Source organism: Veillonella sp. AS16 (genome assembly GCF_000517785.1).
Classification (GTDB): domain Bacteria; phylum Bacillota; class Negativicutes; order Veillonellales; family Veillonellaceae; genus Veillonella; species Veillonella denticariosi.
This window is the reverse complement of sequence record NZ_AZYX01000007.1, coordinates 606,246-626,136: the sequence shown is the minus strand read 5'-3', so window position 1 is coordinate 626,136 and position 19,891 is coordinate 606,246. Positions and strand designations below refer to the sequence as shown.

General features: G+C 45.5%; 14 protein-coding genes and 1 other RNA gene. All 15 read left to right on the top strand.

Annotation, left to right across the window (positions count from 1 at the left end):
- Positions 1-7: 7 nt before the first annotated feature.
- Entirely contained in the window at positions 8-2,248 is a 2,241-nt protein-coding gene (locus tag HMPREF1521_RS03065) for a bifunctional (p)ppGpp synthetase/guanosine-3',5'-bis(diphosphate) 3'-pyrophosphohydrolase (protein ID WP_038115645.1), read from the top strand.
- On the top strand, positions 2,248-2,883 hold the full coding sequence (locus HMPREF1521_RS03060; RefSeq protein WP_038115642.1) for an MBL fold metallo-hydrolase: 636 nt from the start codon (positions 2,248-2,250) through the stop codon (positions 2,881-2,883). The genes HMPREF1521_RS03065 and HMPREF1521_RS03060 overlap by 1 nt, the downstream gene beginning before the upstream one ends.
- 49 nt (positions 2,884-2,932) lie before the next feature.
- Positions 2,933-3,421 (top strand): Fur family transcriptional regulator, encoded by a 489-nt coding sequence (locus HMPREF1521_RS03055; RefSeq protein ID WP_038115640.1) that lies wholly within the window; start codon positions 2,933-2,935, stop codon positions 3,419-3,421.
- Positions 3,414-4,841: a coproporphyrinogen dehydrogenase HemZ gene (gene hemZ / locus HMPREF1521_RS03050; RefSeq protein ID WP_038115638.1), complete on the top strand. Its 1,428-nt coding sequence runs from the start codon at positions 3,414-3,416 to the stop codon at positions 4,839-4,841. The genes HMPREF1521_RS03055 and hemZ overlap by 8 nt, the downstream gene beginning before the upstream one ends.
- Positions 4,841-6,112 (top strand): histidine--tRNA ligase, encoded by a 1,272-nt coding sequence (gene hisS, locus HMPREF1521_RS03045; RefSeq protein WP_038115637.1) that lies wholly within the window; start codon positions 4,841-4,843, stop codon positions 6,110-6,112. The genes hemZ and hisS overlap by 1 nt, the downstream gene beginning before the upstream one ends.
- An 8-nt stretch (positions 6,113-6,120) precedes the next feature.
- Entirely contained in the window at positions 6,121-7,917 is a 1,797-nt protein-coding gene (aspS, locus tag HMPREF1521_RS03040) for an aspartate--tRNA ligase (RefSeq protein ID WP_038115635.1), read from the top strand.
- 80 nt (positions 7,918-7,997) lie between these two features.
- Positions 7,998-8,169, top strand: a non-coding RNA gene (gene ssrS / locus HMPREF1521_RS08870) — 6S RNA.
- Positions 8,170-8,208: 39 nt separating this feature from the next.
- Positions 8,209-9,510 (top strand): replication-associated recombination protein A, encoded by a 1,302-nt coding sequence (locus HMPREF1521_RS03035; RefSeq protein WP_038116047.1) that lies wholly within the window; start codon positions 8,209-8,211, stop codon positions 9,508-9,510.
- A gap of 82 nt (positions 9,511-9,592) precedes the next feature.
- Positions 9,593-12,235, top strand: a complete 2,643-nt coding sequence (locus tag HMPREF1521_RS03030) for a DNA translocase FtsK (protein WP_038115632.1) — start codon at positions 9,593-9,595, stop codon at positions 12,233-12,235.
- 128 nt (positions 12,236-12,363) lie between these two features.
- Positions 12,364-12,816, top strand: coding sequence for a RodZ family helix-turn-helix domain-containing protein (locus HMPREF1521_RS03025; protein ID WP_038115631.1), 453 nt, complete (start codon positions 12,364-12,366; stop codon positions 12,814-12,816).
- Positions 12,817-12,855: 39 nt separating this feature from the next.
- Positions 12,856-14,805, top strand: coding sequence for a YgiQ family radical SAM protein (locus HMPREF1521_RS03020; protein ID WP_038115630.1), 1,950 nt, complete (start codon positions 12,856-12,858; stop codon positions 14,803-14,805).
- A gap of 23 nt (positions 14,806-14,828) precedes the next feature.
- A complete protein-coding gene (locus HMPREF1521_RS03015) occupies positions 14,829-15,866 on the top strand; it encodes an ABC transporter substrate-binding protein (protein ID WP_038115626.1) in 1,038 nt (345 codons plus the stop codon).
- A gap of 115 nt (positions 15,867-15,981) precedes the next feature.
- On the top strand, positions 15,982-17,328 hold the full coding sequence (gene rimO / locus HMPREF1521_RS03010) for a 30S ribosomal protein S12 methylthiotransferase RimO (protein ID WP_038115625.1): 1,347 nt from the start codon (positions 15,982-15,984) through the stop codon (positions 17,326-17,328).
- A gap of 271 nt (positions 17,329-17,599) precedes the next feature.
- Positions 17,600-18,847 carry a competence/damage-inducible protein A gene (locus HMPREF1521_RS03005; protein ID WP_038115624.1) on the top strand — a complete coding sequence of 416 codons (1,248 nt, stop codon included), beginning with the start codon at positions 17,600-17,602 and terminating at the stop codon, positions 18,845-18,847.
- Position 18,848: 1 nt separating this feature from the next.
- The gene (gene recA / locus HMPREF1521_RS03000; RefSeq protein ID WP_038115621.1) at positions 18,849-19,889 is read left to right on the top strand and encodes a recombinase RecA; all 1,041 of its coding nucleotides are present in this window, start codon (positions 18,849-18,851) and stop codon (positions 19,887-19,889) included.
- The last annotated feature ends 2 nt before the right edge of the window (positions 19,890-19,891 follow it).

Below are 19,891 nucleotides of genomic sequence, written 5' to 3'. Positions count from 1 at the left end.
TGACATTATGACAATTGTAAATGAAGAAGGCAAAGTGCTGGTGGAACCGGGAACCTTTAATAAGGAAAAAGCTTTGTCTGAATTTATGGATTATATTCATACATATTTATCCGATGATGAGTGTAAATTCGTCATGAAGGCCTTTGAATTGGCGGATAAAGCTCATGAAGGTCAGTTCAGAGCTTCCGGAGAACCGTATATCATGCATCCGTTGGCGGTGGCCAATATCCTGGCACATCTGCAAATCGATCATGTTACATTGATGGCGGCCCTCATGCATGATGTGGTGGAGGATACGTCGTATACGAAGGAAGATGTGGAGGAACTGTTCGGCTCCGAAGTAGCCTTTCTAGTGGATGGCGTAACGAAGTTAAACCAATTCCAGTACGAGACAAAAGAAGATCGGCAGATGGAAAATTATCGGAAGATGATTTTGGCCATGGCAAAAGACGTGCGTGTCGTTGTTATCAAATTGGGGGACCGATTGCATAATATGCGCACATTGAAGCACATGCGCAGCGACAAGCAGAAACGCATTGCCCGGGAAACGCTTGAAATTTTTGCGCCCCTCGCACATCGATTGGGGATTTTCAATGTGAAGTGGGAGTTGGAAGATCTATCTTTCCGCTATTTGGAACCTGAAAAGTATTATGATCTGGTAGATCAGATGAAGCAGAAACGACAGGCCCGTGAAGATATCGTAAACGACACGATGAATCAGCTCACGAAGGCCCTCGGCGAAGCGCATATCAAGGCGGATATTAAAGGTCGTCCAAAGCACTTTTACAGTATCTATAAAAAAATGAAGAAAGATAATCGCGATTTGTCTCAAATCTATGATTTGCTGGCGGTTCGGGTTATCGTCGACAGCATTCCCGATTGCTATGCGGTGCTCGGCATCGCTCACAGCTTGTGGAAGCCGTTGCCGTATCGCTTCAAAGATTATATTTCCATGCCGAAATCGAATATGTATCAATCGTTACATACTACGGTTATCGGTACGATGGGGCAACCCGTGGAAATCCAGATCCGTACGTGGGAAATGCATCGCGTTTCGGAATACGGTGTGGCCGCTCATTGGCGCTATAAAGAGGGCAACAAGGGTGGTGACAAGGATTTCGATCAGAAGGTCGCCTGGTTAAGACAAGTCCTCGAGTGGCAGGATACGAGTAATCCGAAAGAACTCGTCAATGCATTGAAACTCGATGTATTCTCCGGTGAAGTGTTCGTATTTACGCCGAAGGGCGATGTAGTAAAACTGCCGATCGGTTCCGTACCGCTTGACTTTGCGTATCGAGTTCATACCGATGTAGGACATCGCTGCGTAGGGGCCAAGGTAAACGGTAAGATTGTGCCTCTCGATTACACATTGCAAAACGGGGATATCGTCGATATTATCACGTCGAAAACGGGTAAACCGAGCCTTGACTGGCTTAATATTGTAGGCTCCTCTGAAAGTAAGAGTAAAATCCGCAATTGGTTCAAGCGCGAAAATAAAGAAGAAAATATTGAGAAGGGGCTGGAAGCTCTCGAACGGGAGGCGAAGCGCCTCAATTATAACTGGAAGGAACTCTGTGCGGACAATCGCATTCAACAGGTCGTTAAACAGTTGAAATCGGGAACCGAGGAGGAACTGTTTGCTGCCTGCGGTTATGGAGGCATGCCGGTAAGCACCGTTTTGCTTCGCCTCGTGGAACTATATAAAAAATCCAAAGAGGTGGAAAATTCCAAACGCAGTACGGAGCAAATCATCGAGAAGCTTAAATCGCACAGTCCGAAAAAATCGAAGAACGGTACGGGCGTTCTCGTAAAAGGCGAATCGGGTCTCATGGTCAGAATGGCGAAGTGCTGTAATCCCGTACCGGGTGATGATATCATCGGTTATATTACGCGGGGCAGGGGGATTTCCGTTCACCGTTCCGATTGTACGAGCATCGGTCATACGCCTGAAGATCTGGAACGTATGATTGAAGTGTCGTGGGATGAATCGTCCGGTGAATCCTTTCATGTCGGTATCGAAATTCATGCTTATGACAGAACCGGTATACTTATGGAGGTTATGGCAGTACTTTCAGAATTGAAAATCACCATAACCAATATGAATGCTAAGGTTCAGGAATCTACAAAAAATGTAACCATAAATCTCGTTGTAGATATTAGAGATATTTCACAGCTCGATTTTGTTATGACCAAGTTGCGTCGCATTCGGGAAGTGTATACGGTGCAACGCAGTAAAGGAGGTGCTTGATGGGAGAACAGAATTTAGTACTCATGCGCATGCCATTAGGTTCGTTCGGGACAAACTGCTATGTTATCGGTGATAAGTCGATAGATGAAGCTTTCGTCATAGATCCCGGTACCTCGCAGGTGATGGAGGCGCTAAAAAAACATGATTTGAAACCGAAGGCGATTCTCCTCACACATGGTCATGGTGATCATATCGGAGGGGTACAGGCTATTGTCGATGCTTATCATGTTCCCGTGTATATACATGCGGCGGACGTTCCGTATCTATCGGATCCCGAGCTTAATTTAAGCGTTTACAGTAATCCGACACCTATCATTGTAAAAGCGGATATCATTGAAGTGCACCAAGGTGATCATATCGAGTGCGGTGATATCAATCTTGAGGTATTGGAGACACCGGGACATACACCGGGCGGTGTATGCTATTATATGGACGGCATTGTTTTCGCAGGGGATACGCTCTTTAAAGACTCCGTAGGTCGTACGGATTTTCCGAACGGATCGTATGAGATATTGATGGAATCGATCAGAGCTCAACTGTATAAACTGCCTGACAATACGATTGTCTATCCGGGCCATGGGCCTGAAACTACCGTGGCCTATGAAAAACAATACAATCCGTTCGTCGGTGAGTAGGGCCGATGAATTGTATTCTGATTTTTAATGAGTAAAAGGGGTAATTAGAATGAACACGACATTAGAAAAATTAAAAGAACGCATCAAAGACAAAAAGTACAAATTGACGACACAACGTCAGACGATTTTACAAGCTTTTATCGATGCTGAAGAAAATCATTTGAGCGCAGAGGACGTGTATGTATTGGTCAAAGAAGTGGCACCTGACATCGGACTGGCTACAATTTACAGAACGTTGGATCTCTTTACGGAACTCGACTTGTTAAAACGCCTCGATTTCGGCGACGGTCGCAACCGTTATGAATTGAACGACGAAGAATTTGCGCATTTCCACCATCATTTGATTTGTGTAAAATGCGGCAAGGTATCCGAGTTTGAAGATGATATGCTCGAAACATTGGAATCCATCATCGCAAAGAAATTGAATTTCCGCACCATTGACCATCAATTGAAGGTTTACGGATACTGCAGTGATTGTCAGGCTCATATGACTGAGGCGGAACTTGAAAAGCTTGACCGTATGACTCATCATGCTTAACGGATATCTATATACGGGGCCTTTGCCATTAGGCTCCGTGGTAGCCCACAACTGTGGTGCGGCCGGTCTTTTTTCGAACAGAGACAATCCGGACGTGCGACTTGAAGGTCGCGAGGATGGTCAACGATATGTGTTGACTGTTTCTATCGATGACCGTATCGAGTCCTTTGAAGGTCCTCTTACATCGATGGGACGTCGTCATATCGGTCAAGCCCTGCTTCGTTTTCTACGTGAATACCAAGGTTTGCCTGTGGAAGCACCGTGGGGTACCATGGTAGGTGTACGACCTACCAAGCTTTTGCATAAATATATAGATACATATAAATCCATTCACACAGCGACTCGTCACATCAGGGACGAGTTTTCTGTGTCTATGGAAAAGCTCAAAACACTGGCGGCTATCGGTGCTTATCAACGTCCCTTTTTAGAATCTGCCGACGATAAAACGGTAAGTGTGTACTGCGGTATTCCCTTTTGTGATACCCGCTGTGTATACTGTTCGTTCCCCTTTGGCATCTATCAGGAATACAGGGATAAGTCTGCTTTTTTGCGCGCATTGCATCTTGATATGAAGGATATGAAATCGATTGTTGACGAGTACGGACTTACCGTGGATTCTCTGTATATGGGCGGCGGTACGCCGACGGTACTGGGAAATGAAGACTTTCACCATGTGTTACGGCAATTGACAATCCTCGTTCCGGACGGTCATGAGTTTACCGTTGAGGCGGGGCGTCCCGATTCGGTAACGCCGGAAAAATTAAAGACCATGCTCTCTGCCGGTGTAAATCGAATCAGCATTAATCCGCAGACCATGCAGGATGATATCTTGCGATATATCGGGCGCGGGCATACGACTCAGGATATCGATGATTTGCTGCAATATGTGAAAGTACATACACCATTTGCGGTCAATATGGATTTTATCGCCGGTTTGCCGGGCCAGAGGATGGAGCATATGATGGAGAATATGGATTATGTATGTCAAAATTTGCCGGAAAATGTTACAATTCATACATTAGCATTAAAGCGTGGCAGTCCTTTATATGATTTGAATATGCAAGACCGGATTCCTCATGAGGATGTAGTGGCTGAAATGGTGCAATACGGTAAGGAGCGTCTCGAAGCGGCCGGATATGTTCCGTATTATCTATATCGCCAGCAATATATGAGGGGACAGTTGGAAAATATCGGCTATACATTACCGGGTAAGGCCTGCAGGTATAATATTCAAATCATGGAGGAGCGACAGTGTATTTTATCCATCGGACCGGGCAGCTCGTCCAAGTGGATGCGGGCCCCGGCGTATCGACAGTTGAAGCAGCATATGCCGAAGAATGTGGATGCGTACTGCGACACCATTGATGCGTTATTGGAAAAACGTCATAAGATTTGTGAAAAATTTTGGGAGGTTGTGTAATGGCTATTAAGAAACCGAGAGGTACACAAGATTTCTTGCCGGAGCAGATGAAGAACTGGCACTATATTGAACAACGTATGCGCGATATTTGTAAAGTGTACGGGTTCAATGAAATCCGCACACCTGCCTTTGAAGATACGAAATTATTCTTGCGCGGCATCGGGGAAACGACGGACGTGGTGCAAAAGGAAATGTATACCTTTACCACCGGTGATGACGGCGGCTCCAGCTTTACGCTGCGACCTGAAAATACGGCATCCGCTGTACGCGCATACTTGGAAAATAAGGTGTACGGAAAAGAGGGCCTGACGAAGTGGTACTATATGGGACCCATGTTCCGCCATGATAAACCGCAAGCAGGCCGGTATCGCCAGTTCCACCAGTTCGGTGCGGAGGTACTGGGTTCTCAATCGCCTGTGGTGGACAGCGAAGTTATCTGTATGGTTGTTCAGTTATTGAAAGATTTCGGTCTTAAAGACCTGAATGTAGAGGTTAACTCCGTAGGCTGCCCTAACTGTCGACCTGCGTATCGTGAGAAATTAATAGCTTTCTTTGAACCGAAGAAAGATCAATTATGCAGCGACTGTCAGGATCGTCTATATAAAAATCCGTTGCGCATCTTGGATTGTAAAAATGAAACCTGCAAAGCTCTGTCCGTAGGAGCTCCGGAAATTCATGAGCACTTATGTGCTGAATGTCATGATCATTTTGAGGAACTGAAGACGTATCTGAGTGCCGCCGATGTGCAGTATACATTGAATCCACGCCTGGTACGCGGCCTTGATTACTATACGAAAACCGCTTTTGAGGTGCAGTATACGCCACTTGGGGCTCAGAGTGCCGTTGCCGGCGGTGGTCGTTACGACGGACTCGTGGAGGAACTTGACGGTCCTCACACACCGGCTATCGGGTTTGCGATGGGGATGGAACGATTGCTGCTGGCCCTTGAAAAGCAGAACTTATTACCGGAGCCTGAATTGGAACCGTCCGTATTCGTTGTGGCTCTCGGCGATGCGGCGAAGGTGGAGGCTTTCAAAATTTGTCAGGAACTGCACGATAAATATGTGACGGTTGAGATGGACGGACAGGGCAAGAGCATGAAGGCTCAATTAAAATACGCTAACAAAATTAATGCGAAATATGTTATTATATTGGGTGATGATGAATTGGCGCGTGGGGAGGCCATTATCCGATTCATGGATACAAGTGAACAGGAAACTGTGCCGCTCGATACAGTTTCTGAACGTATAACTTCTTTGGTGAAAGGATGACAATTAGAATGGAAACAATGCAAGGCTTACACCGTACACACGGTTGTGGCACTATTTCCGAAGCGGAGGTAGGTAAAGAGGTCGTATTATGTGGTTGGGTGGAACGTCGTCGTGACCACGGCGGATTGATTTTCTTGGATTTACGCGATCGTTCCGGTGTAGTACAAGTAGTCGCATCTCCTGATCATAATGTGGAATCGTTCCACAAAGCGGAGGATGTTCGCAATGAATATGTGTTATGTGTGCGCGGTAAAATCACAAAACGCGATGCGGATGCGGTAAATCCGAACCTTCCGACGGGGGCATACGAAATGTTCTGCGAGGAGTTGCGCGTGTTGAATTCCTCTAAAACGCCTCCTTTCTATATTCAAGATGATATCGACGTGGATGAAAATATCCGTTTGAAATACCGTTATCTCGACTTGCGCCGTCCTGAAATGCAACGCAATCTGATTTTGCGTCATAAGGTGACAAAGGCGATGCGTGATTTCTTCGACAGTCGTGATTTCTTGGAAATTGAAACACCGATGCTTACCAAGTCCACACCGGAGGGGGCTCGTGATTATCTCGTGCCGTCCCGTGTAAATGCAGGTACATTCTATGCTTTGCCTCAGTCCCCACAGATTTTTAAACAAATCCTGATGGTGGCGGGGTATGAAAAATATTTCCAAATCGTTCGCTGCTTCCGCGATGAAGATTTGCGTGCGGACCGTCAACCTGAGTTTACTCAGCTGGACTTGGAAATGTCCTTTGTTGATGAAGAAGATATTTATGCATTGCTCGAAGAGATGATCGCTCATGTATTTAAAACGGCGTTAGGTAAAGAAATCTCCTTGCCTATGCCTCGTATTACGTGGGATGAAGCGATGGATAAATACGGTTCCGATAAGCCGGACCTTCGCTTTGATATGGCTTTTACGGATGTTACCGAATTGGTGAAAGATACCGAGTTTAAAGTATTCCGCTCCGTAATCGATAACGGTGGTATCGTAAAAGGTATCGTCGTGCCTGGTGATGCGGGGATTCCTCGCCGTGAACTTGACGATCTTGTTGAATATGTAAATCGTTATGGCGCTAAAGGCCTTGCATGGGCATGTTTTAACGAAGACGGTTCCATCAAATCTCAGATCATGAAATTCCTAGGTGAAGATACGATTCGCAGCATCGGTGAGAAAATGGGCGCTAAGGGTGGCGACCTCGTATTGATGATCGCCGATAAACCTGCCACGGTAGCTCGTGCATTGGGTGAATTACGCCTTGAAATGGCTCGTCGCATGAACATGATTGACGAAGATAAACTGGCTTTCACATGGGTGACGGATTTCCCTATGTTCGAATATAATGAAGATGAAAAACGTTACGTTGCAATGCACCATCCGTTCACGATGCCTCGCCATGAAGACCTTGATAAATTACAGTCCGATCCGGGCAGCGTGAAAGCTATCGCATATGATATGGTATTGAACGGCGTCGAAATCGGTGGCGGTTCCTTACGTATTTATCAATCCGATGTACAGGAAAAAGTATTTGCCGCTATCGGTTTGTCCTCAGAGGAAGCGAAATCCAAATTCGGTTTCATGCTTGACGCATTCCAATACGGTGCACCGCCTCATGCGGGATGTGCATTCGGTCTCGACCGCTTGGTAATGTTGATGGCTAAACGTCAATCCATTCGCGACGTAATTGCATTCCCTAAGACACAAAGTGCGAGCGATATCATGAGTCAGGCACCGTCCGAAGTGGAATTGAAACAATTAAAAGAATTACATATTAAAACAGATTTAGGTGAAGAAAAATTAGTGTAAAAATATAGGCAAGAATTACATGAATTTGAAATGTCAAGACTTGTAAATGCCTAATCTTTCTGATACTATTTATGTATAAGATATCCCTGCCATGTGCGTGTGATATCGCAGTTTTGAGCCAACACATTTACTTTGGGAGTCTAAGCTCTCGTCCGAACGTTACGCCCAGTCGGGACAACTGCAGGATGAGGAGGACACCCACCTGCCCTTGCAGGATCAAAACGCGGTACATTACGGCATGGTGGGGCTTTTTTTGATTTGAAATTCTGTGTGACAAAGTGAGGTGATATGATGGACAGTTTATTTGATACGCCGCAAACGAATGTGTACGAACCGTTACCGGTGCGCATGCGCCCGACTGAATTGGATCATTTATATGGTCAGGAAAAGGCGGTAGGAAAGGGTACTTTTTTGCGCGCTATGGTAGAAAAGGATACGATTCCGTCTATGCTTTTTTATGGACCGTGCGGTACGGGTAAGACTACATTGGCGGGAATCATCGCGAAGGTGAGTCACAGTTACTTTGTCAATTTAAATGCTACAAATGCGGGCATTGCGGAGTTGCGCAACATCATAGAGGATGCCCGTAAACGCGTAAGGTCATTGCAGCAGCGAACAATTTTATTTCTCGATGAAATTCATCGTTTTAATAAAAGTCAACAAGACGTATTATTACCGTGTGTAGAGGATGGCACGATTATCCTTATCGGGGCCACCACGGAAAATCCTTTTTTTGAAGTCAATCGTCCATTATTATCAAGATTGCGTCTTATCACGCTGGAGGCTCTTACTCCGCAAGCTATACGGCAGATATTGCGACGTGCCGTTACCGATGAAACGGTAGGCCTTGGAAAACGTAGGCTCAATGTAACGGATGCGGTATTGGAGGATATAGGCATTTTCGTGAACGGAGACGGACGGATGGCGCTTAACATATTGGAGCAGGCCGCCGCCATGGTACCCGATGAAGGGGATATTACCATTGAGGTTCTTGAAAAGGTCGTCGGTCGACGTATTTATACATATGATAAGAAGGGCGACAGTCATTATGATACGATTTCCGCCTTTATTAAAAGTATGCGCGGCTCGGATGTACAGGCGACATTACACTATTTAGCACGCATGATTGAGGCCGGAGAAGATCCTAATTTTATCGCTCGCCGTATCGTTATCTGCGCTGCAGAGGATGTCGGCCTGGCTGATCCTCAGGCGCTCGTCCTTGCAAATGCAGCGGCGCAAGCTTCGCATATGGTAGGCTTCCCGGAGGCTCGCATCATTTTATCTGAAGCGGCCTGTTATGTGGCGCTGGCGCCAAAGAGTAACTCCGCCTATATGGGAATTGATGCGGCGATTTCCGATGTGCGTCATAAGGATTGCGGTCAAGTGCCTGATCATTTAAAGGATAGTCATTATAGCGGCGCCGGTAAGCTCGGTCATGGACAGTCTTATAAATACGCTCATAATTACCCTAACGGTTATGTGCAGCAACAATATTTGCCGACACCGTTAAAAAATGCCGTGTATTATGAAGGCATTAAACGCGGTAAAGAAGCGGAGTTGATTCAGGACTGGGAAGAACGTCGCAGGAATTAAATAAATACTTCGATATATGGTATAATATAATGATAGTTTATTCATCAGTAATATTATATAAGTAAGGGGTTTGTATAGATTTATGGCAGAAGAAAATACTTCCACCAGAAAAAAGCGTACTGCACAGCGCAAGCGAACAACATCAAAGCAGAACTCGGCGGGCTTTTCAGTTCGCAATGAGGTGAAGGGCCTAATTGTGATAGCCTTTGCCGTTATTTCCTTGTTGGGCTTTTTCGGTGCGGAACTCGGTGTAGTCGGGGACATCGTAACGGGAATATTTAAATATGGTTTCGGTTTAGGCGGTATCGTACCATGTCTATGCGTACTCTGGATTGGGTGGCGACTATTGTATCACGGTACCTTTGTATCCGTTACAAAGCGCGGCATTGCGATGGCCTTATTTTTCTTGTTTCTATTGGCACTTGTTCCGTTATGGCGCGTGCCTGAGGGACAGGAATTGTTGACCACGCAATTAGCGGATCAAGGCGGTGTTGTAGGTGGTGCTATTGCGACCTTCTTGCGTACCCTTCTGGGCAATGTGGGGGCCATCATCATGGATGCGGTTCTTCTATTGTGCTTCGGTCTCATCGTTACGCGATTGTCGTTGCGCAACGGCCTGCAAAAAGCGGTAGATAAAACACAGGTCGGCCTTGATGTGGCGAAGGAAGTGGCTGCTGAAAAAGTGGCTGTTGCGAAAGAAGTCTTCGACGACTGGAATGAACAACGCAAGGATGCGGCTCAACGAAAAGCATATAATCGGGAGAAGGATATGCGATTTTCCGCGGCCGCGGATCAGGCGTTGCACGGCCTGGAAGAACGCGGTGTAACAACTCCGTCAGAGGTTGAGGAGTATCCGTTTGAAGATGATTTTGAAGCCGCTATACCAACAGATGAAATAGCGTCCGCTACATCAGGTCAACCTTCTTCATGGAAGGAATTAGCTGAATTGGAGGCGCGAAATCGCGCCGCTGAAACCTTGGCGGATATATCGGTAGCCTACGGTGATGCACAGCATGGTGAAGCTGTTGATCCATCGGACGATAATGATTATATATATACCCCTGATGAGGAATATGAATATGTACCTGATGAAGAATTTGATGATGAATCTTCTGCGGTGAATGTTGTTTCCGCTGTACCGGGTACAGGTGCCGCAGTCAGCTCGGTCAGTGCCGGTGCAGGAATGTCCGGTATGACTCTGAATGTGCCGTCCATCGCAAGTACTACGGAGGATACGGCACAAGTGGCGGTGTCTAAGGAGGGACATATCCACCGTACTTATGATCGGCCATATCACTTCCCTAGTCTTGATATCTTATCGAAAGGGAAGGGGAGTCAAACTAGCGGTGATGAAGTGGCTCATAATGCGATGTTGCTTGAAAACGTCTTGAGCAGTTTCGGCATTACGGCTAAGGTGGTCAATGCCACTCAGGGACCGACGGTAACACGTTATGAAATTGAACCGGCTCAAGGTGTTAAGGTGAGTCGTATCGTCAATTTGACCGATGATATCGCCTTAAATCTTGCGGCTCAACATATCCGTATGGAGGCTCCGATTCCTGGTAAATCCGCTATCGGTATAGAGGTGCCGAATAAGACGACAGAGGCTGTTCATTTGCGGGACGTACTGGACTGTAGCGACTTTAAGGACGCCCGAGGAGGTATTCCTGTAGGGCTTGGTAAGGACATTGCGGGTAAGCCGGTCATTACGGATTTGGCAAAAATGCCTCACTTACTGGTGGCCGGGACAACGGGTTCCGGTAAATCCGTTTGTGTAAACACGCTCATTTCCAGTATTCTTTTCAGCCGTAAACCGGAAGAGGTTAAACTGATTCTCATTGACCCTAAAATGGTCGAATTGTCCGTATATAATGGTATTCCTCATTTGATGGCACCGGTCGTGACGGACATGAAAAAGGCGGCCGCCGTATTGCGCTGGGCCGTACGAGAAATGGAAGCGCGGTATAAAACATTTGCGGCTACCGGTGTACGAGATATTAAACGGTATAATGAGCTTCATCCGAAGACGGCCATGCCGTTGGTCGTTATCATTATCGACGAGTTAGCGGATCTTATGATGACGGCGCCGGATGATATAGAGGAATCTATCAGCCGTTTGGCACAGATGGCACGTGCTGCAGGGCTACACATGGTTCTCGCCACACAACGTCCATCCGTCAATGTTATTACCGGTTCTATCAAGGCGAATGTGCCGAGCCGTATTTCCTTTGCCGTAGGATCTCAAATTGACTCCCGTACCATTCTTGATATGGCGGGTGCTGAAAAGCTGCTCGGTAAAGGGGATATGCTCTTTGCGCCGATCGGTGCGAACAAACCGATTCGTATACAGGGGGCATTTATCTCAGATGATGAGGTAGAGAAATTAGTAGAATTTGTGAAAGCACAACGTGAACCTGAATACGATGAAACTGTGACACAGGAGGCGGAAAAGGACTCCGATAATCAATCGTCCGACGGCGAGGATATATATCGCGATGAACTATTGGAACGCGCCGTAAATCTCGTTATGGAGTCGGGACAAGCATCGGTATCGATGCTGCAACGTAGATTCCGTATCGGATATACGCGGGCGGCCCGACTTGTGGATACGATGGAGGATCTTAAGATTGTAGGTCCTAGCATGGGCAGTAAAGCAAGAGAGATATTGATGAGTCCTGAACAGGCGAAAGCTCGATATTTCTCGGATGACCATTCGGAAGAATAGATTGTTGTTTGTGATAAATGATTTAAATCGTTCTTTTTATAGTTCTTTTAATGGATAATGGAATTATGCTTTCATATGATCTTTGATTAGGAAGTGTATCGACTACATAGATTCGGAAAGGATGGAGTATGGCTGAATTAGGCGAAGAATTACGCCGGGAACGGGTGCGACGTAATTTAACTTTTAAAGATGTAGAACAGGCGCTACATATTAAAACTACCTATTTAGAGGCTATCGAAGACGGAAATTATGATGTGATTCCCGGACGGGTCTATGTAAAAGGTTTTATACGAAATTACGGGAATTATCTGGATTTAGATGGTGATCGACTGGTAACGGCCTATCAAAATCAGGTTGGTGATATAGATACGTTTTCTGTACGTCCCGTGTCGAGATATAAGGTACAGTCGAAGCCTACACTGGTACAGAGTGAATATGCGGAATACCAGACGACTAAAAAGCGCATGTCATTGGAAACGCGTCAGCGTAAACGACAGCGCTCTATCGTACAGGAGCGCATTATTTTAGGCGTGATTCTGCTCTGTATGGCTGTATTTTTATTATGGTTATTTTTATTCTGAACATGGTTGAGGAATAATAGAAAGGCATTTGCGTAATCAATGGGTAGATTTTTGGTAACAGAGCCTTCTGAAATGCAGGAACGGGGATGGGCTGAGTTGGATTTTGTCCTCATCAGCGGGGACGCATATGTAGACCATCCGTCTTTTGCTCCGGCGGTTATAGGCCGATACCTGGAGTCTAAAGGTTATCGCGTAGGCATTATAGCTCAACCTGACTGGAATGATGTATCAGCTTTCAAAAAGCTGGGAAAGCCGCGTCTGGCATCCCTTGTGACCGCAGGTAATCTGGATTCGATGCTCAATAAATTCACGGCGGCAAAGAAGGTGCGTCGCGAAGATGATTATTCTCCGGGAGGAGAGCCGGGCCATCGACCTGACAGAGCTACCTTGGTATATGCGAATCGCATGAAGGAAGCCTTTAGTGATGTGCCGCTTATAATCGGTGGTATTGAGGCATCGTTGCGACGTTTTGCTCATTATGACTACTGGTCTGATACAGTGCGCCGGTCCATTCTGGTAGATTCCAAGGCGGATGTGCTTGTGTATGGCATGGGGGAACTACAGGTTGCGGAACTTGCCGATGCACTTGACAAGGGACAGTTCAAAAAATCCCTAGCATCTATTCGAGGTATCTGTTATATGTCCAAGGATATTCCCATGCTGGAGTATGTAGAATGTCCTTCGTTTGAATCTGTGAAAGCCGATAAAATGGCTTTTACCGATGCATTCCGGATTCAATATGATGAACAGGATCCGTTTTACGGACAGACGGTAGTGCAGAAGCATGGAGACCGCTATCTCATTCAGAATACACCGGCTTTACCGTTAACGCAGGAGCAAATGGATAGTGTTTATAACCTGCCATACACCCGTAAATGGCATCCTAAATACGATGATAAGGGCGGCGTGCCGGCGTTGAGTGAAGTACAGTTCAGTCTCGTCAGTCATCGCGGCTGTTTTGGTAGCTGTTCATTCTGTGCCATTACAAATCATCAGGGGCGAATTATTCAGAATCGCAGTCATGAGTCCTTAATCAATGAGGCTCATACGATTATTAACATGGATAACTTCAAGGGATATATTCATGATGTGGGTGGGCCGACCGCAAATTTCAGACATCTGGCATGTGATAAACAGGCCGTGTTCGGTGCTTGTAAAGGACGTACCTGTGCTGCTCCCGAACCTTGTGAAAATTTGAATACCAATCACGATGATTACATTTCATTATTGCGCAAATTGCGCAAGCTGAAAGGCGTTAAAAAGGTATTTGTCCGATCCGGACTACGTTATGATTATGTATTGGCGGACAATAATAAGGATTTCGTACGGGAACTTTGCGAGTTTCATGTGAGCGGACAGCTGAAAGTGGCCCCTGAACACGTATCAAAACGCGTGACGACAATGATGGGCAAGGCCGGCAAAGAAGAGTTTTTACTCTTTAAGTCCTGGTTTGAAGAAGCTAATCAAAAACTCGGTAAAAAGCAGTATTTAGTTCCTTATTTTATGAGCTCTCATCCGGGATGCTCTCTGGAGGATGCTATTGAGTTAGCCGAGTTTTTACGAGATCACCATATGTATCCGGAACAGGTGCAGGATTTTATTCCTACACCGGGGAGTTTGTCTACGTGTATGTATTATACGGAAATAAACCCTCTTGACGGAAAACCTGTATATGTGGCGAAAAAAGGTCGGGATAAGGCGAAACAACGAGCATTAATGCAGTTCAAGAATGTTGAAAACTATGATTTGGTGAAGGAAGCTTTGATCGAAGCCAATCGTCGCGATCTGATAGGATTCGGTCCCGAATGTTTAATACCGCCTAGACCGATTGGACGAAATAATGAGCGTCGTAATGGTCAACATAATTCCGGAGGACGTTTTAATCATAAGATGAAATCTAATGTAAAAAAATGCGACAGAGCGACCGGACGGAACAGTAACAGCTCCGGACAGAATACACGTACAGGAGCTAAACGAAAGAGTAGATAATTTATGTCTTAGGGGAGGCATATATGAAACGATGGATTGCACCGGGGATATTGGCCCTATTTGTGATTGCCATGTTAGGTTATGGTGGATATTATTATCATCAGGAACAACTGGAGCAGGCGAAACAGCCCGTTCGCGGAGAAATCACCGTATATACGGATCTTCCTAATAGTTTAACGAGCTTGTTGGCCGAAAAATATCAGGAAGAACAAAATGTTAAGGTGACGATTCTGCCTCTTACGGAGGAACAAATGGCGCAACGTACAGCATCACCATTGGCGGATACGTCCGGAGATGTGGTGTTGACGTCTGAAGATAATCTTGTTATCGGTACCAACAACGGGAAATATGTACCTATCGTAAATGAACATAGTGATGAGGTCAGAGATAATCTGAAGGATCCTAACGGTTATTGGGTCGGCCTTTGGTATGATCCTGTCGTATTTGTACAAAATGAAAGCTTTTACAATGGTATAGGTAAATATATTACCACTTGGGATACATTGGCGAAACAAGGTGACTGGTCCGTGATTATGACGGACTTTGTGGCGTCTCAAAATGCGGCTAATCTGCTTTACAATATGGTTGAGTATAAAGGTGAGCCGGAAACATTGGCGTATTTATACAGTTTGAAACCCCATGTGGTGCAACATGCTAAATTCCTGTCTACACCTATCAGATTAACGGCTTTAGGTGAAACAAATATCGGTATCGGGAATCTTTCCGATGCGACTCAATATGTACATCAAGGCTATCCTATAAAGGTTATCTATCCCGTAGACGGTACGTCCTATTATGTGACAGGCGGGGCCGTGCTGAAGAATTCTAAGCATAAGAACGACAGTGTTGAATTTATTAATTGGCTATTATCCACAAAAACTGCGAAGTTTATGGTGGATAATAATTTCACTTATATGTTTACGAATCCGGAACTCATCGAGCCGAAGGATTCTCTTGAACATGACCTTGTTTTATGGCCTGTAAATGGCGGTTATACCATGGAAGGTAAAAAGTTACTATTAAATCATTGGGTCAGTCAGGTTCGATTCCGTAAGGAATAACTAGTGTAAAACAGTATGGGATAATTGAGAGATTGCTGTTAGTATAGTAGTCACTTTTATTTCGTGTGGAATGATGTAAGACATGATCTGAATGTAAAAGGTGGAAAGAATATAGATGAGTAAATTGCTAGGGTATGTCAGCCTGGGTTGTGCTAAAAATTTAGTGGATACAGAGGTAATGCTGGGTCTGTTGAAGGATAATGGATACACGATTACGGAGGATTTGAGCGAAGCGGATCTGATTGTTGTCAATACATGTACTTTCATCGAAAAAGCGAAGGCGGAATCTATTAACACGATTCTTGAAGTGGCTCAATACAAGCAGGATGGGGCCTGTAAGGGCCTCATCGTAGCCGGATGTCTCAGTCAACAATATCAGGACGAACTGTTTCAGGAAATCCCCGAAATTGATGCCCTCATCGGTACGGGGGCTTGGGATCAGGTGATGATTGCGGTTAATGCTATTGAGCATGGTAATCGCAGTTGTATCATGGAAAATATTACTAATATCTATGATGAACGCATGCCTCGTATACAGACGACACCGCGTTACAGTGCATATGTTAAAATTGCCGAAGGCTGTAACAACGGTTGTACATTCTGTATTATTCCGAAGGTGCGCGGCGCCTTTCGTAGCCGCACGATACAATCTATTAAGACCGAGGTTGAAAGACTGGCCGCCGCAGGGGTTAAGGAAATCGTTCTCATCGCTCAAGATACAACCAGTTATGGCATCGATTTAAACGATGGAAAACCGTTGTTGACGAATCTGCTGAAAGAATTGACTATGGTGGACGGTATTGAATGGATTCGTATGCTTTACCTGTATCCGACATTCTTTTCCGATGAACTTCTGGACCTTATTGTCAATGAACCGAAACTTTGTAAGTATGTAGATATTCCGTTACAACATGTGAATAATGATATCCTGAAACAGATGAATCGTCGTGATGATCGCAGTGATATCGAGCGCTTATTGAAGAAAATCAGAAATGCACCGATACATATTACTTTGCGCACATCCATTATCGTCGGTTTCCCGGGGGAAACGGATGAGCAATTTGAAGAATTGTGCGATTTTGTGAAAGATATCAAGTTTGATAATATGGGCGTGTTTACATATTCCCAGGAAGAAGGAACACCGGCCGGTGCTCGAGAAGATCAAGTGCCGGAGGATATTAAGGAAGAACGATATCATACACTCATGTCCATTCAGGCGGCTATTTCAGAGGAAAACAATCGAAATCTGGAAGGTTCCGTTGATTACGCGATGATTGAGGAAATCGAAGAGGGTGAACACAATACCTTACTCGCTAAGGGGCGTTTGAAATCGCAGGCTCCCGATGTGGATGGAAATATGTACATCGAGGACTGCGGCGATCAAATAAAACCCGGGGATATCCTCAAGGTGCAGGTGGAACAGGGCTTTGCCTATGATGTGGTGGCTACAGTTGTAGAGTAATTATATCTATTGTTAGCAGTATATAAGATTTATTGTTAGTAGAATATATGATATCTTTTAAGTTTGATAGAGATTCATAGGAACTTATGGAGACTTATGAGGCCTTATAGGAGCTCGTGGGCCTTTATAGAAATTATGGAGACTTACAGAAACAACTAGAGCTTTAGAGATTCTAATATGGAGTTATATAGGTTTATATAAATTCATATAGACTCATATAGATATTAATTGATACACAGTTCGATAGATTCGAATGTGGAGGTGATTTCTGATGATTGTAGAACTTATATCTACAGGCTCAGAGTTATTGCTGGGGGATACGGTGAACACCAATGTATCCTGGTTGGCTCAAGAATTAAATAAACTAGGCTATACCATTGCTTATCAGTCCGTTGTAGGTGATAATCCGAAGCGTATGGCGGAGGTCTTTCAAAATGCCGCACATCGCGCCGATATAGTTATCAGTACGGGCGGATTGGGACCGACTCAGGGGGATATTACGCGCAATGTCTTGGCCGATTCCATCGGTCGTCCTGTTGTGTTTAATTCGGAAGCGATGGCGGAGGTACAAGATTTTTTTAAGCGGGTGAACCGTGCTGTACCCGATGCAAGTCGTCGCGAAGCACAACTGCCGGAAAGGGCCGAGGTTCTTCATAATCCTGTAGGCGTGGCGCCCGGGGTTGTGGTGGAGGATGGAGATACGACTTATTTCTTATTACCGGGACCGCCGGGTGAGATGAAAGGAATGTTCCGGGAAAGTGTCATTCCATATTTGGAACGGCGTTTCGGTTCCCAAGGCGTGGTGACATCGTATCGTTATGGCGTATATGATATTCGAGAAATCGATTTGGAAAAGGCCTTGATGGACCTCATCAAGAGTCAATCTAATCCGACCATTGCGCTACTTATTAAAAAGGGCTATATCGAGGTCCGCATTACCGCAAAAGCGGAAACAATGGAAAAGGCGCAGCTTTTACTTAATCCGTGGGATGCGATTATACGAGAACGGTTAGGTAATCGTATCGGTCGGAATTTATCGGTATCCATGGAGGAAACTTTAGGCAAAACTTTGCTTGATGAAGGTGCTACAATCAGTACGGCTGAATCCTGTACCGCCGGATTAGTCGGTAAACTATTAACTAATGTAAGCGGTAGCAGTGAATACTATATGGGGGGGATAATCTCCTATAGTAATGATGTAAAGCATCGTGTTTTGGGCGTATCTGAGGATATGTTGAAGACATACGGTGCGGTCAGTGAAGAAGTGGCAAAGGCCATGGCTGAGGGCGCGCGCTCTGTAGGTCAGACGATATATGCCGTGTCCACTACGGGTATTGCAGGCCCCGGTGGCGGCAGTCCCGAAAAGCCTGTAGGTCTTGTATGGTTCGGCATATCCGGTCCGTACGGTACGGTGGCGCATAAGGCGAATTTGATCGGAAATCGTGAAGATATCAGACAGAGTGCGGCAGAACTTGCATTATATTATGCTTATATTTATATCACAGAAAAGGGGAAATAGAATGGCTGTTGACGGCAGACAAGCAGCGTTGGATAACGCGTTAAAACAAATTGAAAAAGATTTCGGTAAAGGGGCGATTATGCGCCTTGGCGAAGCGGCGGATCGAATGAATGTAGAGGTGATTTCGTCCGGGTCCCTAGCTATTGATATCGCAGTCGGCGTAGGCGGATTCCCTCGTGGCCGTGTCATTGAGATTTACGGTCCTGAATCATCCGGTAAAACAACGGTTGCGCTTCATGCCGTAGCAGAGGCGCAAAAGCAGGGCGGTATTGCCGCTTTCATCGATGCGGAACATGCGATGGATCCCGTATATGCGCGTAATTTAGGTGTGGATATCAATAATTTGTTGATTTCTCAACCGGATAATGGTGAACAGGCCCTTGAAATCACCGAGGCTCTCGTTCGCAGCGGTGCCGTAGATATCGTCGTTGTCGACTCCGTTGCAGCGCTAGTGCCGAAAGCGGAAATCGACGGTGAGATGGGGGATGCTCATGTAGGCTTGCAGGCTCGTCTGATGAGTAAAGCATTGCGTAAGTTAACCGGTATTATCAGCAAGTCTAAAACGGTTGTTATCTTTATTAACCAGTTGCGTGAAAAGGTCGGCGTTATGTTCGGCAATCCTGAAACGACAACGGGCGGTCGTGCTTTGAAATTCTATTCCTCCGTGCGTTTAGATGTGCGTAAGGGCGAGCTTATCAAAGCAAATAATGAAAATGTAGGGGCTCGTACAAAGGTTAAGGTCGTTAAAAATAAAGTGGCACCTCCGTTCAAAACAGCTGAATTTGATTTGATGTACGGTGAAGGCATCTCCAAGACGGGAACACTTATTGATATCGGTACGAACATGGAAATCATCAATAAATCCGGGGCATGGTATTCCTATAACGGCGAACGCATGGGTCAAGGCAAGGAAGCGGCAAAACAATATTTGGCTGAGAATCCTCAAATTGCTGATGAAATCGATCGTATCATCCGTGATACCTTAGCCGTTGGTACTGAGGAACTCGATGTAATCGGTGAAGACACGACCGAAGAAGTATAACC